The 14,362-nt window shown below is 37.5% G+C and carries 17 protein-coding genes; 13 read left to right on the top strand and 4 right to left on the bottom strand.

The window, feature by feature from the left end; all coding sequences use genetic code 11:
• Positions 1 to 14 precede the first annotated feature (14 nt).
• The gene (locus P9E47_RS19180) at positions 15 to 956 is read right to left on the bottom strand and encodes a copper amine oxidase N-terminal domain-containing protein (RefSeq protein WP_326164386.1); all 942 of its coding nucleotides are present in this window, start codon (positions 954 to 956) and stop codon (positions 15 to 17) included.
• A 159-nt stretch (positions 957 to 1,115) separates the two neighbouring features.
• Between P9E47_RS19180 and P9E47_RS19175 the strand changes: the two genes are divergently transcribed.
• The 8 genes from P9E47_RS19175 to P9E47_RS19140 all read left to right on the top strand — a co-directional run bounded on the left by P9E47_RS19175 (position 1,116) and on the right by P9E47_RS19140 (position 7,588).
• A complete protein-coding gene (locus P9E47_RS19175) occupies positions 1,116 to 1,679 on the top strand; it encodes a GGDEF domain-containing protein (RefSeq protein WP_152551236.1) in 564 nt (187 codons plus the stop codon).
• A 203-nt stretch (positions 1,680 to 1,882) separates the two neighbouring features.
• Positions 1,883 to 2,746, top strand: coding sequence for a YitT family protein (locus P9E47_RS19170; RefSeq protein ID WP_039957050.1), 864 nt, complete (start codon positions 1,883 to 1,885; stop codon positions 2,744 to 2,746).
• Between the two features lie 72 nt (positions 2,747 to 2,818).
• Positions 2,819 to 3,058 (top strand): hypothetical protein, encoded by a 240-nt coding sequence (locus tag P9E47_RS19165; RefSeq protein WP_035195331.1) that lies wholly within the window; start codon positions 2,819 to 2,821, stop codon positions 3,056 to 3,058.
• 133 nt (positions 3,059 to 3,191) lie between these two features.
• Positions 3,192 to 4,193: an NAD(P)H-dependent flavin oxidoreductase gene (locus P9E47_RS19160; RefSeq protein ID WP_326164384.1), complete on the top strand. Its 1,002-nt coding sequence runs from the start codon at positions 3,192 to 3,194 to the stop codon at positions 4,191 to 4,193.
• A gap of 130 nt (positions 4,194 to 4,323) precedes the next feature.
• Positions 4,324 to 4,770 (top strand): hypothetical protein, encoded by a 447-nt coding sequence (locus tag P9E47_RS19155; protein WP_326164383.1) that lies wholly within the window; start codon positions 4,324 to 4,326, stop codon positions 4,768 to 4,770.
• Positions 4,771 to 4,906: 136 nt separating this feature from the next.
• Positions 4,907 to 5,392: a protoglobin domain-containing protein gene (locus tag P9E47_RS19150; protein ID WP_326164381.1), complete on the top strand. Its 486-nt coding sequence runs from the start codon at positions 4,907 to 4,909 to the stop codon at positions 5,390 to 5,392.
• Between the two features lie 101 nt (positions 5,393 to 5,493).
• Positions 5,494 to 6,180, top strand: a complete 687-nt coding sequence (locus P9E47_RS19145) for a response regulator transcription factor (protein WP_003330347.1) — start codon at positions 5,494 to 5,496, stop codon at positions 6,178 to 6,180.
• Positions 6,164 to 7,588, top strand: coding sequence for a HAMP domain-containing sensor histidine kinase (locus P9E47_RS19140; RefSeq protein ID WP_326164379.1), 1,425 nt, complete (start codon positions 6,164 to 6,166; stop codon positions 7,586 to 7,588). Before P9E47_RS19145 ends, P9E47_RS19140 begins: the two co-directional genes overlap by 17 nt.
• Positions 7,589 to 7,620: 32 nt before the next feature.
• Here P9E47_RS19140 and P9E47_RS19135 read toward each other — a convergent pair whose 3' ends face one another.
• A complete protein-coding gene (locus P9E47_RS19135; protein ID WP_003330349.1) occupies positions 7,621 to 8,169 on the bottom strand; it encodes a GbsR/MarR family transcriptional regulator in 549 nt (182 codons plus the stop codon).
• 278 nt (positions 8,170 to 8,447) lie between these two features.
• Between P9E47_RS19135 and P9E47_RS19130 the strand changes: the two genes are divergently transcribed.
• From P9E47_RS19130 to P9E47_RS19120, 3 genes are read left to right on the top strand one after another with little or no spacing between them, the layout of a single operon-like run.
• On the top strand, positions 8,448 to 9,719 hold the full coding sequence (locus P9E47_RS19130) for a quaternary amine ABC transporter ATP-binding protein (RefSeq protein ID WP_003330350.1): 1,272 nt from the start codon (positions 8,448 to 8,450) through the stop codon (positions 9,717 to 9,719).
• Positions 9,712 to 10,572, top strand: a complete 861-nt coding sequence (locus P9E47_RS19125) for an ABC transporter permease (protein ID WP_003330351.1) — start codon at positions 9,712 to 9,714, stop codon at positions 10,570 to 10,572. The genes P9E47_RS19130 and P9E47_RS19125 overlap by 8 nt, the downstream gene beginning before the upstream one ends.
• Positions 10,572 to 11,465: a glycine betaine ABC transporter substrate-binding protein gene (locus tag P9E47_RS19120; RefSeq protein WP_326164377.1), complete on the top strand. Its 894-nt coding sequence runs from the start codon at positions 10,572 to 10,574 to the stop codon at positions 11,463 to 11,465. The genes P9E47_RS19125 and P9E47_RS19120 overlap by 1 nt, the downstream gene beginning before the upstream one ends.
• 32 nt (positions 11,466 to 11,497) lie before the next feature.
• Here P9E47_RS19120 and P9E47_RS19115 read toward each other — a convergent pair whose 3' ends face one another.
• Positions 11,498 to 12,331, bottom strand: coding sequence for an EcsC family protein (locus P9E47_RS19115; protein WP_326164376.1), 834 nt, complete (start codon positions 12,329 to 12,331; stop codon positions 11,498 to 11,500).
• Positions 12,332 to 12,502: 171 nt separating this feature from the next.
• Between P9E47_RS19115 and P9E47_RS19110 the strand changes: the two genes are divergently transcribed.
• The gene (locus tag P9E47_RS19110) at positions 12,503 to 12,691 is read left to right on the top strand and encodes a YjfB family protein (RefSeq protein WP_003330354.1); all 189 of its coding nucleotides are present in this window, start codon (positions 12,503 to 12,505) and stop codon (positions 12,689 to 12,691) included.
• Positions 12,692 to 12,709: 18 nt separating this feature from the next.
• A complete protein-coding gene (locus P9E47_RS19105; protein ID WP_003330355.1) occupies positions 12,710 to 13,399 on the top strand; it encodes an alpha/beta hydrolase in 690 nt (229 codons plus the stop codon).
• A 75-nt stretch (positions 13,400 to 13,474) separates the two neighbouring features.
• On the opposite strand, the gene P9E47_RS19100 is transcribed toward P9E47_RS19105, so the two are convergent.
• Entirely contained in the window at positions 13,475 to 14,326 is an 852-nt protein-coding gene (locus P9E47_RS19100; protein WP_003330356.1) for a DegV family protein, read from the bottom strand.
• Positions 14,327 to 14,362 lie beyond the last annotated feature (36 nt).

The following is a 14,362-nucleotide window of genomic DNA, read 5'->3' as shown; positions in this document are numbered from 1 at the left end:
CTCTCTTTTGTTCTTTAGTTCGCACCTAAAATATCAAGAATTTCTTCAGGTACATACGCTTTGCCATTCTTAATCTCTGGAACTACTTTAAAATAGCGTAGGCTTTTATTATAACTATATTGTTCTTTTCCAATTGAAATTAAAAATGAACGATTCTGCTGACGAATTTCGATCGTTGCTGATTTATTTTGCCATTCAACTTTGTAGCCGAAGTGCTCCGCCACTTTTCGAATTGGAATCATCTTTTCCCCTTTTTCCATATAGTAGTCATCGCCAATTGCAAATTGCGCTTCCTCCAACATATGTTTTTGGGCTATATCTAATGCAATAATTTTAGTTGGTGTTGTTTGTGCAGGAATGCTTTTTGTAGAAACGGTGTAAAAAACAATTAGTTCCTTCCCTTTTAGTTCTTCAGCACTTATATTTTTGCCTTTTTCATTTAAGATTACTGTTTTTTCGCCAATATTAAGTTTAAGATCATTATCCAAACTTACTAAATTCTCATCAAATAATCCGACTTTCACATTTCCTGTTTTTTCTTCATCGTTTACAATGACGATTTCTGGCGTGATTCTTGGTGGATAAATCATGAGCATCGGCTTATGCTTATCATAATAAGCATCAATAAGAAGACCTTCCTTTAGGGAATCTCTTTTTAGTTGTTCCGTAGTACTACTATTAAATATAAGAGCTTCGTCTGTAATATTTAAATGGGTTTCCGTTGTTTTTTCCTTATCTTCAACAATTAATTTAGGTAAGTTGGCATCATCTTTGATTACCTTAGAAATTACTCCAGAAACTTTCATGAAGTTTGATACATCCTGCTGTTGGACATTTTCTGCAATCGGCATTACTGGTAAGTTCACTGGTGCAATACTTTGTGCAGATACTGGTGCTTGAAATAGAAAAGGTCCAGAAACTAGTGCTGCGATTGTTAGTGTGTTTAATTTTTTCATTTCTATTCTCCTCCTTCATAATGATTTGTCGTTGAAAGTTAAGAAAGGTTACATGTTCATACATTTTTTAAACTTAAATAGAAAAATATGTAATATAATATATAGTAGGTAGTAGTCTAGATAATAGTCTAATAGAGGGGTGAGCTCATAGTGAATCAAATGAAAAATGAAATGAATGAAAAGATTGAACAACTGGTCTTCATTGACTCCTTAACGATGCTTCCGAATTTCAGGTATTTCAAAGATGTTTTTGATCGCAAATGGAAAAATGCAGTTCGAAAACAAGAACCAATTTCTTTAATTATATTTGATTTAGATCATTTAGCGCTTTTCAATGAACTTTATGGTTTTGAAGAAGGGGATAAGCTCTTGATAAAAATGGCACAAAAAGTTAAGGCAATGCTAAACAGACCTGAAGATTTTCTTGCGAGGTATGAAGGTGGAAAGTTTATCATCATCCTGCCCGAGACCAATATGAATGGTGCTTTGCAGGTTGCTGAAATGATTCGTCAAGGAGTTGAAACCTTGCAAATTCCTCATGAAGGTTCAACTACATCAAGCTTTGTTACTACAAGCTTTGGAGTTGGAACCAAAATTCCGTTTGTTTGGGAAGATCCATTCCATTTTCTCAAAGCGGTTGAACAAGCCATGCACAGCGCCAAGAAAAGTGGAAGGAACCAAGTGATTTGGAATAATGTTTTTATGCACGATGATAAACATTAACAAGAAGTAGGCGGGGAATCACATTCATTCGAAAAAAAAGAAATCCCGCCTATTTTTATTTTTTAGATGATCAAAAAGTCGTGATATAATTATTAAAAAGGGGTGGATTGATGGAAAAGGGTTTATTAAAAAATCAATACAATCATACACATGAGGTATCGTTATCGCCTGAAGTATCTTCAACTGAAGAAATAAAAAATCGCATGATGCAGCATCAGAAATTAACAAAAAGCAAAGTGGTAAAACGGGCTTTCTTCTTAACTTTTGGTGCAGTTTTAATGGCAGTTGGACTCGAAATTTTTCTTGTTCCCAATCAAATTATGGATGGGGGCATTACTGGTATTTCGATTATTTTATCATACTTGCTGGGCGCTAAATTAGGGGTGTTTTTATTCCTCTTAAACGTACCTTTCTTCTTTGTCGGTTATAAGCAAATAGGGAAGACCTTCGCTATTTCCACTTTATATGGTATTGCCATTATGTCCATTTCAACGGCTTTTTTTCACCCAGTACCAGCATTCACCGAAGACATTTTGCTTGCAACGGTTTTTGGTGGAATAGCTCTTGGTGCTGGGGTGGGTCTCGTTATTCGCTACGGTGGCTCTCTTGATGGTACTGAAATACTTGCGATCATCATTAATAAAAAGCTTCCATTTTCTGTTGGGGAAGTAGTCATGTTTTTTAACCTATTTATCTTTAGCTGTGGTGGCTTTGTTTTTGGATGGGATCGCGCTATGTACTCCATTTTAGCCTATTTTATTGCATTTAAAACAATTGATATCGTAATCGAAGGTCTGGATCAGTCTAAATCTGTTTGGATTATAAGTGATAAAGATCAAGATATAGGGGAGGCTTTAATGGCGCGTTTAGGCCGTGGAGTCACGTATCTTAAAGGTGAAGGAGCCTATACAGGTGATGATAAAAAGGTTATTTTTTGTGTCATCTCTCGTCTTGAAGAAGCAAAGTTAAAGTCAATAGTGGAAGAAGTGGATCCTTCTGCCTTTTTAGCAGTATCGGATATTGCCGAAGTGCGCGGCGGAAGATTTAAAAAGAAATCTATTCATTAAAAACAAGGGATAAAACATTTTTTATGAAGCACTCTATATGTGTACTGAATACACATTTAGGAGGAAAAACAAATGGCACAAGTAGATGTTAATAAGTTAAAACAAGCGGAAGCAGTCTCATCCCTTGCGAAGGATTCCATTACCCAAGCGATTGAACAATCTGCGGCTAATACAGTCCTATGCGCTGAGGCATTAAAGCAAGCATCTAACGAGATAGCACAAGCACAAACATTAATCAGTCAGGTACAATCGCAGCTGCAAACTCAACAACAGCAGCAACAATCTTCAGGTGATCCAGAATTTCAAATTTAGTTCAAAAAAAGGTGTCATAACGTTATGACACCTTTTTATTTTAGGGAAATCAAATAAAGTTTTGAAAACATGACATTTGTTTATATTAAAACGTGGAATGCTCTGATACCCTGATAGTGTCTATATCATTTTTTTGAAATGGGGTATTAATTTGGGAATTCCAAATTTACAAATTGCACATATCAAACCTAGTGTTCCGATTTTTCAAGGAGGAATGGGAATCGGGATTTCTCTTAGTGGATTAGCTTCAGCTGTAGCCAATGCAGGTGGGGTCGGTATTATTTCCGGTACAGGCATTACGTTAGAGGAAATGAAGTATCATATCCGAAAAGCCAGAGCGCTTACAAATGGGAAAGGCTATATTGGAGTTAACGTTTTGTTTGCTATGAATGATTTTGCGGAAAAAATGAAAGCAGCCATGGAAGAAAAAGTAGATTTTATTATTTCGGGTGCAGGCATATCAAGGGATATGTATGCATGGGGAAGAGAGTATAATATTCCAGTTATTTCCATTGTCTCATCGGCAAAGGTGGCAAGGCTTTCTGAAAAATTGGGAGCGGCAGCTGTTGTAGTAGAAGGCCATGAAGCAGGTGGACATCTTGGCACAGATCGACCGTTGTTTGAAATTTTACCAGAGGTTGTAGAAGCAGTTAACATTCCAGTGCTGGCGGCTGGCGGCATAATGACAGGTGCTGATGTAGCAAAAGCGCTGAAAATGGGCGCTGCTGGTGTACAAATGGGAACTCGGTTTGTTGCAAGTGTAGAGTGTGATGCCCCAATGTCATTTAAACAAAAGTACGTAGATGCTGTGGCTGAGGATTTAGAGTTAGTCAAAACAACAGTAGGATTGCAGGGTAGAGCGATTAAAAATAAGTTCCTTGATATGATTCGAGATGGAGGCAAGGTTAAGATCGACCATTGCTATGATTGTTTAAAGAATTGTTCTTACCAGTTCTGTACGTTGGATTCATTAAAACGTTCTATAAAAGGTGATGTTGAAACTGGCCTAGTGTTTGCTGGTGCTAGGGTTGGCGAAATAAATGAAATCTTATCTGTAAAGCAAATTATTGATAAAATAATGGAAGAATGCAAACAGGCTAATACAATCGATCAAAATAATTTTGCGTTGAGCTAAGATTTACGGAGGTTGTCTTTATTCTTAAGACAATCTTTTTTACTTTTTACATTTTGCTTTAAATAGAAATCAGTAGTAAATTAATAGATGCATATAAAAACTTAATAACGGCAGTAAAGGATGTGAAGGGATGGAGAAAAGATTCAGTTTTAGCATTATTAATTTTATCAAAGGAATGTTTTTAGTGCCTTTATTTTTCGTATTCTTTGTAATGAGTGCCTGCTCATCAGAAGAGGCACCAAGGGAAATTGAACTTAAACCATATACTTTAATGGATTTGGCGGAACAGGATTTTGCGGGCGTGGACAAAATCACAATTAAAAGTGGTGAAACAGGGGAAGAGAAGACGTTTGAAGACCCTGAGCAAGTTTCAAATTTTATTAAAAACATGGAAAATGCCTATTTTACACCCGATATCAACCAAGAAAAAAGGACTGGCTGGACATATTGGGTAAAATTATATGAAGGCAAAAAAATGGTTTATGAATTTTATCCAAGTTATGTAGATGATATTTATTTCAAACCTGATGAAAAAGTAATAGCAAATATTGAGGAATTATTTAATTCAAAAAAATAACGAGATAATTTTTACTATGAGTATAGTAAAATATATAATTATAGTAAAATGTATTACATCTTTAAATATTAGTTTAAATCCCAAGAAACCTTAGCTATAATGAAAATAGTTCAGTTTTTTGAGGATGTGTCTTTAAGTGTCTATACAAGTTGATTCAAAATGGAACGATATTATTAATTACATTGGATTAAAAGATGAGCATTTAGAGCTTCTACATAACCAAAAAGCTTTTTTTGAAAAATATGCTAACGAGGTTGTTATAGATTTTTATTCAAGAGTTTTAAAAAATGATTCTCTTTCCAATATTGTTCTTGAATTTTCAACGTTTGACCGTTTAACAAAATCGCAAATCATCTATTTTAATCATTTGTTTTCAAGAAATATTGATTATTTATATATAATGTTTGTTCAAAAAATAGGAAGTACCCATTTTCGAATTGGTCTCAACCCTGAGTGGTTTTTAGCAGGGGTGAACGTCTATTTGGATGGAGTTTATAAATTATGCAGTCAATTAGACAATGGTCTTGATATTTATCATGCTTTCGCGAAGCGGATCTTATTTGATACGGAAGTATGCCTGGACCAATATGATCAACTTCGGATACAAAACAAAATAATTTAGCTACTAAAGGGGCGGCCGGTTAGGTTGCCTCTTTTTTGACATTTACTTGACATACTAAAATGTTATGATTGACGTAGCTTAATAGTAAATGAGGGAGTCTAATGAAAACGATTTTAGTTGTTGAAGATGAACTTGCTATTTCCATTGTTTTAAAAGCCTATCTTGAGAAAAATGGTTATAAAGTTCTACAGGCTTTTAGTGGAAAGGAAGCAATAGAAATATTTGAAGATGAAAAACCGTTGCTAGTTTTATTAGATGTTATGCTTCCAGACCTGAATGGCTGGAGTGTATTACAATATATTCGGGGTAGAAGCTCTTGTCCTGTCATCATGCTGACTGCACTTGGGGATATTGATAATAAGTTGAATGGCTTTAATCAAGGGGCGGATGATTACCTATCAAAACCATTTATAGGCGAAGAAGTCGTTGCCAGAGTGACTGCTGTATTGCGCCGTTCTACCCAGATAATCGAAAATGATCAGATTGTTTATTACGGCAGTTTAAAGATAGACTTTCAAGCCCACGCTGTCTTTTTAAATGGGATTGAGTTAACCTTCCCGCCTCGTGATTTATCGCTATTTCTATTTTTGGCAAAGCACCCGAATCAAACTTTTACAAGAGAGCAGTTAATAGAATATGTCTGGGGGATTGATTTTGAAGGCAGCGACCGGGCTGTGGATTTGGCGATAAAAAGGATAAGAAAGATGGTATCTAATTGGCCGGAAACAGAAGGTGAAATAAAAACTTTAAGAGGATTGGGGTATCAATTCAGTGTTAAAGAAAAATGATGAACGGCCTTCTCTTATTCGCTATTGGACTACACGCTATTTTCTAACATTATGCATCGGTTTGATTATTATAGGTGTTCTTACTATGCTTTGGATCAGGCATACTGCGACAGAGAAACGCTTGGATATATTAGAGATGACAGCAGAGGAAATTGCCGGACGGATTACAGAATGGGACGGGCTTGTTCTGCCTAATCTATATTTACAAAGGGTCATTGATGATCGCTTCCGCTTTTTGAAATTAGAGGGAAGACCGCTCATTTATGTTGCTGATGAAAATGGGAACATTGTCTATGGGATGAAAGATAAACTTTTTTCCATGTTTAATTTTAATGAAATCATCTCCCATTCCAATAACAAAAATGTACAAAAGATTTCAATACCCAGAGGCGAAGACTATTATCTGGTGAAAAAAGAAATTATAAAAAGCAACGAACATATTGGCTGGGTTTTGATCCTGTTACAAGAAAACGAGATTAAGCGCAGCCCGGAAGAATTAAAGCTACTGTTTATCATGCTTAGCAGTTTGGCGATATTGGGCTGGGCTGTTATTTACTTTTTATTAAAAAAGCTGTTAAAACCGATAAGCAATGTCGCCCATTCCGCCGGGCAAATTGTCGATGGAAATTATGATATAAAACTCGACCCAAAGGTAAAAGAGAAGGAAATGTATGAACTATTACATTCCTTTAAAGAAATGGCGACCCGTTTACAGCAGCTCGAATCCTTACGAACAGAGCTATTAGCAGGAGTAACTCATGAATTAAAAACACCAGTTACAGCGATAAGTGGGTTAATTCAGGCTGTAAAGGATGATGTTGTAACGGGCGATGATGCAAAAGAGTTTTTGAATATTAGTCAAAAAGAGGTTGCAAGACTTCAAAAGATGGTTGAAGATTTGCTTGATTTTAATACATTTGCAGCAGGTAAGGTTAGAATTTCAAGTGAGACCATTAATCTGGGAAATTGCTTACAGGAAATTTTACATCAGTGGAAGCTTGTTCAGGAGGAAACGATTGAACTAAAAACGATATTTCCAACTGGGGTTATTATGATTTCCACAGACCCGCTCAGATTACAGCAAATCATCATGAACCTTTTAAATAATGCGAAGCAAGCATGTTCGGAGAATTGTTCGATTGAAGTCAGCGTTTATGAAATGGATCAGTTTATAGGTATTGACGTAAAAGACAATGGAACGGGCATACCAGAAGAAGAGCAGCCATTCATTTTCGAAAGATTTTTTCGAGGAAATAATAAAAAGCATAAAGTCCGCGGCTTAGGGTTAGGGTTGGCATTTAGTAAAATGATGGCCAAAGCGCTTGGCGGGGATTTGCTATTGAAAGAAAGTACGCAAGAAGGGACGATATTTACAATCCAATTACCTAAAAAAGCACCTTCGCTGTAGCTGGCGAAAGTGCTTTATATGGTGTTCTGCTATTATTGCTTTTCGTCATATCGAGGAATAAATTCAAATATTTCATGTGATTCGAAGCTATCCACAAGCTTACTAAGCCAGCGGTAATAGGCCAAACAGGAATAAAGCTTTTCGATTAATTGCTGGGCTTCTTCTCGAATATCGGCATCGATATCCTCCCGTTTCACCAAGATTTTAAGCTCCTTCATTGATTTTTCAATTGACGAGACATTCATAGAGATGGCTGGCCGCCACTTTATTGTAAATAGATCGATAAACGTCTGATACCAGTCTTCTTCTGCTTGATAAAGGTCCTTCCGCACACCTTTTTTCCAGACTTTATCCACCATTTTTAAATCCATTAAATTTCTGACTGATGTGCTCATGCTTGTTTTGCTCATCCCAAGCTCATCCTTCATTTCATCTAATGTCATTGGACTATTACTGAAAAATAAAAGTCCAAATAATCTCCCGACTGAATCCGTTATTCCGTATAAATTCATATTATGGGCAATTGTGTCGATAACACGTTCTTTTGCTAGATCTAATTGCTCTTTTGGATCAACTTCCATTACTGCTATTCCCACCAATCTTCCGATTACTACTACATATATTATGAATATAGACTACCATTAAAAATTTGAAAGTAAAGAGGGAAACAGGATAGCATTTGGGAGTAATATGGAGGTATTTTGAGAATATTGTATATTTTGTACGTACAGTTTTTTCTGTATAAACTTAACGGCCGAATATAACGGTATATGGACTTTGATGGAATAACTGGGAAAGTCTACAATTAAAAAGTCAGGGTCGGTAAAGTTATTCGATTCAGAGTAAGTGAGGTGGAAGTATGGAACAGGAGCAAACAGTAAAGCTTCAAGTTCAAAATGTAACTAAGATATTCGGAAAAAGTCCGAAAAAAGCACTTCAATTAATAGAAGAAGGTTATTCAAAGGCAGAAATACTGAAGCAAACAGGCTGTACGGTTGGTGTAAACCAGGCAAACTTTGAGGTGTATGCCGGGGAAATTTTCGTTATTATGGGCCTTTCCGGAAGTGGAAAGTCAACGCTGGTGAGAATGCTCAATCGCTTAATAGAGCCAACAATTGGTAAAATTGATCTTGATGGTTTGGACGTTGTTAAAATGAATAAGGCCGAATTACGGAAAATTCGTCGTGAAAAAATCAGTATGGTATTTCAAAAGTTTGCCCTTTTACCACATCGAACCGTTTTAGAAAATACAGAGTACGGTTTAGAGGTTCAAGGAGTGGCTAAAGAATCACGGAAACAGATAGCTTTGGAAGCTCTAAAGCTGGTTGATTTGGTAGGTTACGAGAATCAATACCCGAGCCAGTTAAGCGGTGGGATGCAGCAGCGGGTTGGACTAGCTAGAGCATTGGCAAATGATCCCGATATTCTGCTGATGGACGAAGCTTTTAGCGCATTAGACCCATTAATTAGAAAAGATATGCAGGATGAATTGTTGGAACTGCAAAGTAGGATGGAAAAAACAATTATCTTTATTACGCATGACTTGGATGAAGCGCTTAAAATTGGTGATCGGATCGCCTTAATGAAGGATGGCGCCATTGTCCAAATCGGGACTGCTGAGGAAATTTTAATGAATCCTTCGAATGAATATGTTGAAAGATTCGTAGAAGATGTTGATTTGAGCAAAGTGTTAACGGCAGGGCATGTCATGAAACGTGCAGAATTCGTGCAAGTTGATAAAGGTCCACTAGTCGCATTGCAAATGATGAGAGACCTTGGAATTTCAAGTATTTACGTTGTCGATAAAAAACAAAACTTGCTTGGTGCCGTAACAGCAGAAGAAGCAAGTAAAGCTGTAAACCAAGGCAAACCTCTAACTGCGATTTTAGAAAAAGAAATTAAAACGGTTACAAAAGAGATGTTATTAGTGGATCTTTTTGAACTAGTTTCAGAGGCTGTCATACCAGTTGCGGTAGTAGATGAAGAACATCGTCTGAGAGGCATTGTTATTCGTGGGGCTGTTCTAGGGGCCTTGTCGGGTAATGAACGTTATATCAACGATGTATCAACTATAGCACAAGAAGAAGTGGCTCCAACTACAGTAGAAGAAGGGAGGAAGGTAAATGGCTAGTAAAACAGAAGGATTATTGCCAAAACTACCTCTTGCCGATTGGATTGATTCCCTTGTTGATTGGCTGACCGCTACGTTTGATGCTGCCTTTGAGGGGATTTCAGGAGGCTTAAAAGCATTTGTTGAAGGTATGGTAGATGGTCTTGGGATAATTCCACCGATTGTTCTTATTATTTTAATGACTCTATTAACCTGGAAAATTTGTAATCGGAATATAGCTTTATTTACATTAGTAGGTTTATTTTTAATTGATAATTTAGGTTATTGGGATGCAATGCTAGATACAATTGCTTTAGTGCTTACATCGGTGATTTTATCAATTTTGATTGGAATACCGGTCGGCATTTGGGCATCACAAAGCAAAGTCGTCAAGAATATCGTAATTCCATTCCTAGACTTTATGCAAACAATGCCTGCCTTTGTATATTTAATTCCAGCTATTTTCTTCTTTAATATTGGAGTTGTACCAGGAGTTGTCGCATCGGTCATTTTTGCGACACCGCCAACAATCCGGTTGACGATATTAGGGATCAGTCAAGTGCCTGCTGACATTATCGAAGCAACTGAGGCATTTGGTTCTACAACAAAACAAAGATTAATCAAGGTGCAGCTTCCATTAGCGATGCCGACCATTATGGCGGGGATTAACCAAAGTATCATGCTTGCATTGTCCATGGTTGTTATTGCATCAATGGTTGGAGCACCTGGTCTTGGCACCGATGTATATCGTGCTGTTACACAAATCAAGACAGGAGTCGGTTTTGAAGCTGGTTTGGCAATCGTTATTATTGCGATTATTCTAGACCGGATTTCTCAAAATATAGGAAAAAATAAACAAGGGGGAACAGTATAATGAAAAGATGGTTAAGCTTTTTACTAGTTTTAGTGCTGGCTATTGGACTAGCAGCCTGCGGCTCACAAGGAGCAGGCAATGAGGGGGAAGAATCAACAACTGCAGCTGTTGGTGAAAGTGTAGATTACGAGATTATCGGGATTGACCCTGGTGCAGGCATTATGAAAGCAACTGCAAAAGCAATTGAAGATTATGGTTTGGAGGATTGGACACTTATCGAAGGTTCAGGTGCTGCCATGACAGCTGCTTTAAAAAAGGCTTATGATAAAGAGGAACCAATCATCATCACAGGCTGGACACCACATTGGAAATTTGTAAAGTTTGATTTGAAATATTTAGAAGATCCTAAAGGTGTATATGGAGAAGAAGAAAATATCCATACGATTACACGTAATGGCCTAGTAGAAGATCATCCAAATGCCGTTAAAGTATTAGATCAATTCCATTGGACTGCGGATGATATGAGTACCGTGATGGTTATGATTGAAGAAGGCACGAAGGAAGAGGAAGCCGCTGCAAAATGGGTTGAAGAGAATGCTGAAAAAGTAGCTGAATGGACTGCCGGTGCCGAAAAGGTTGATGGCGACAAAATTACGCTTGCCTACGTTGCTTGGGCTAGTGAAATCGCAAGTACAAATGTCCTTGCAAAAGTGTTAACTGATCTTGGCTATGATGTAACGATGACACAATTAGAGGCAGGTCCATTATGGGCAGGTATTGCTGACGGTAGTGCTGATGCATCTGTTGCTGCATGGCTGCCGGTCACACATGCTGACTATGCTGCCGAATTTGAGGGCAAGTTTGAAGATCTAGGTTCTAACATGGAAGGAACAAGAATTGGACTAGTTGTTCCAAGCTATATGGATATTAACTCTATCGAAGATTTAAAATAAACGTTTGTTTAAAAAGGAAGAGGCTGGCACTCCTAAATGGAGGCGCCAGCCTCTTCTTTCTTATTTAATCTGTATAGAATTCGCCGTTTTTGATAAAGCATCATACCGACCTCGGCAACATCCTCGATTGTAGATTTATTAATAAATGCCCCAAACACCATGCCCACGACTGGAACCATTTGAAAAAGCTTTTTCCAACCGAAGTTATCACGATAGGTAATCATTACTTCACGCCAGCCTTGGAGTTGAGAAATAGCTTGATTTTTAGAATTGGTTTCAGAGTCATTGTCATAGGAAGATAGCTCATCAAGTATTGCCTTTTTTCCTACAATATCGGAAGAAGCAAATTGCATACACTTAACAATAAAAATCCGTTCTTTCCGCTCATTTGGATCGAAGCCGTAACATATCGCAATTTCCTGTAATGTTTTTAATGAAAGCCCAAGCAAAATGGGGATGTCAATCGAAAGTGTTAGGAAACCGCCAACACCGGTTGTAGCACCCTGGGTCATTGCTATACTCTTCGTCGTTTTAATGTAGGAGGCCGCAACCTCATTCATCGTTTCGACAGGCTGCTCAGCAATTTCAGCGATTGTAATCGAATCAAGGTTTAATTTTTTAGTATATGTTTTGCAAATATTCTTTTCGCTTACAAGATAGCGCCCACCCGATTGAACATAGTAGCCAAGTTCATCGAGAATTTGTCCAACCTTTTCATGAATAAATTTAGGGGTTAAACGGTCAAGGATTTGAAACGGCAGCCGACCAAGCTTTTCCCAAAAGAATAAGCCTTTTTGATCCTTTTCCCACTTTTCAATATATTGCAGTTGCTGTATAAGGGATTCTTTTGTTTCGAATGATTCCATTGTAAAGTCTCCTAATTTTTTTCTTTATATTATTTACGGATATTATGTGTTGGAAGTTTCAAGTTAAGAAAATAATTACTATGATAAAGGAAATCGGTTACAGTTGCCAGTTTGCTCAAAAAAGATGATAATGTAAAGGTAAATCCAAATCATATAAGGGAGGGCGTTTCCATGGATATTGCTGCTTTATCAACCGCAATGAGCCAGGTTAACTTAGGTCAACAGGTGGGTATCGCGCTTACGAAAAAAGTAATGGACACTGCTGAAGTCAATGCCAACGCATTAACTGAAATGCTAAAAACTTCAAGTGCCCCGGCACCACACCCAACACTTGGGAAATTTATTGACATTAGTGGTTGAGGAGTGTTGGTGAGAAATATGATTGGTTGCTTATGTATACACGGGTTTACTGGAAGCCCGTTTGAAGTTGAGCCTCTCGGTAATTTTCTTAAAGAAAATACAAGCTGGATTGTAGAAACGCCCACGTTACCTGGTCATGGGGGAGAATTAGCTCGCTTAAGAGGAGTCGCCTACCAAGATTGGGTTCAAGAAGCTGAACAATCTTTACAAGGAATGCTTGCCAAATGCAGCACTGTCTATTTAGTAGGCTTCTCCATGGGTGGGGTTATTTCAGGCTACTTAGCAACAAAATACCCGGTAAAAAAGCTTGTGCTATTAAGTGCTGCGGCTTATTATATAAACCCAAAACAGCTGCTGCAGGATATTAAGGAAATGGCTGCGGAGGGTATGCGGGGAACTCTTGGTAATAATGATTTATTTCAAAGATATCGAAAAAAAATTAAAGAAACCCCGCTGACAGCGACCTTTCAGTTTCAAAGGCTGGTAAAAGAATTAAGGCCGACCCTATCGCAAATAGAAGTGCCTACCTTAATAGTGCAGGGTGAATTAGACGGCATCGTACCTGTAAAAAGTGCGAGTTTCTTATATAATACAATCCCTTCGAATGAGCGGGAGATAGTCTATTTACCGAAGTCCAAGCATCTTGTTTGCCATGACGAAGATAGAGATCAACTATTTACGACAGTGGAAAAATTTTTAATAAAATAAAAGGCTGTACGAATTGTCAGGCACGATGAGATGCCAAACTATTTCGTCAGCCTTTTATTTTTTAAGTCAGAATACTTAAGATTTAAACGAAATAACAATACCGCCTTCACCGGCATATGTTCCAATTAAGGGTCCAATTTCAGATAAAATTGTTTCCTTGAAATTATATTTTTCCTTAATTTCTTTCAGTAGACCCAAGGCTTTTTCTTCACTATTGCTGTGAGTCATTGTTAAAACCTTTTTCTCAAAATCCTTTCCGCATTCACCGATCTGTTCGATGAACCGGCGCAGCACTTTCTTGTCGCCACGAACTTTTTCACGAACCTCAATAAGGCCATCTTTGCTTACTTCAAGCATAATTTTTATATTAAGGGCATTGGCAATAGCAGCTTTTGTTTTGCTAAGGCGTCCGCCTTTAACGACATTTTCCAGTGTCTCTAATAAAATTAATGTATTCACTGAATCAATAGAGGACTGTGCATTAGCAATAACTTCATCGAAGCCAGCACCGCAGTTTATGAACTTCACAGCTTCTTCAATTAGCAGGATTTGTCCACAGGAACCAGTTTTAGTATTGAGAACAGCAATTTTTCGGTTTGGCTGTTCTTCAAGAAGCATATCCATACCTACGACTGCGCTCTCATAAGTACCGCTTAAAGCCTTAGAAAGTGAAAAAACAATAATGGCCTTGTCTTCTGGTACTTCCTTATATGCCTCCAAAAAGTCATATGGAGCGGGACAGGAGGTTTTCGGAAGCTCTGCTGATTCCTTCATCATTCTGTAAAAGGTTTCATTATCTATATCAATTCCGGTTTTAAAGCTTTGGTCTCCAAAACTTACATTTAAAGGAACTACTTTGATGTCATACTGATTTATAAACGATAATGGCAAATCTGCTGCACCATCTGTGATGATTTTTATCGTCATGATTCACACCTACTAACCTTTGAGATATACCCTCTA

The sequence above is a fragment of the Schinkia azotoformans genome, assembly GCF_035811335.1.
GTDB classification, from domain to species: Bacteria; Bacillota; Bacilli; order Bacillales; family Bacillaceae_J; genus Schinkia; species Schinkia azotoformans.
Note: the sequence above shows the minus strand (reverse complement) of the source record. Positions and strands in the feature narration are given on the sequence as shown.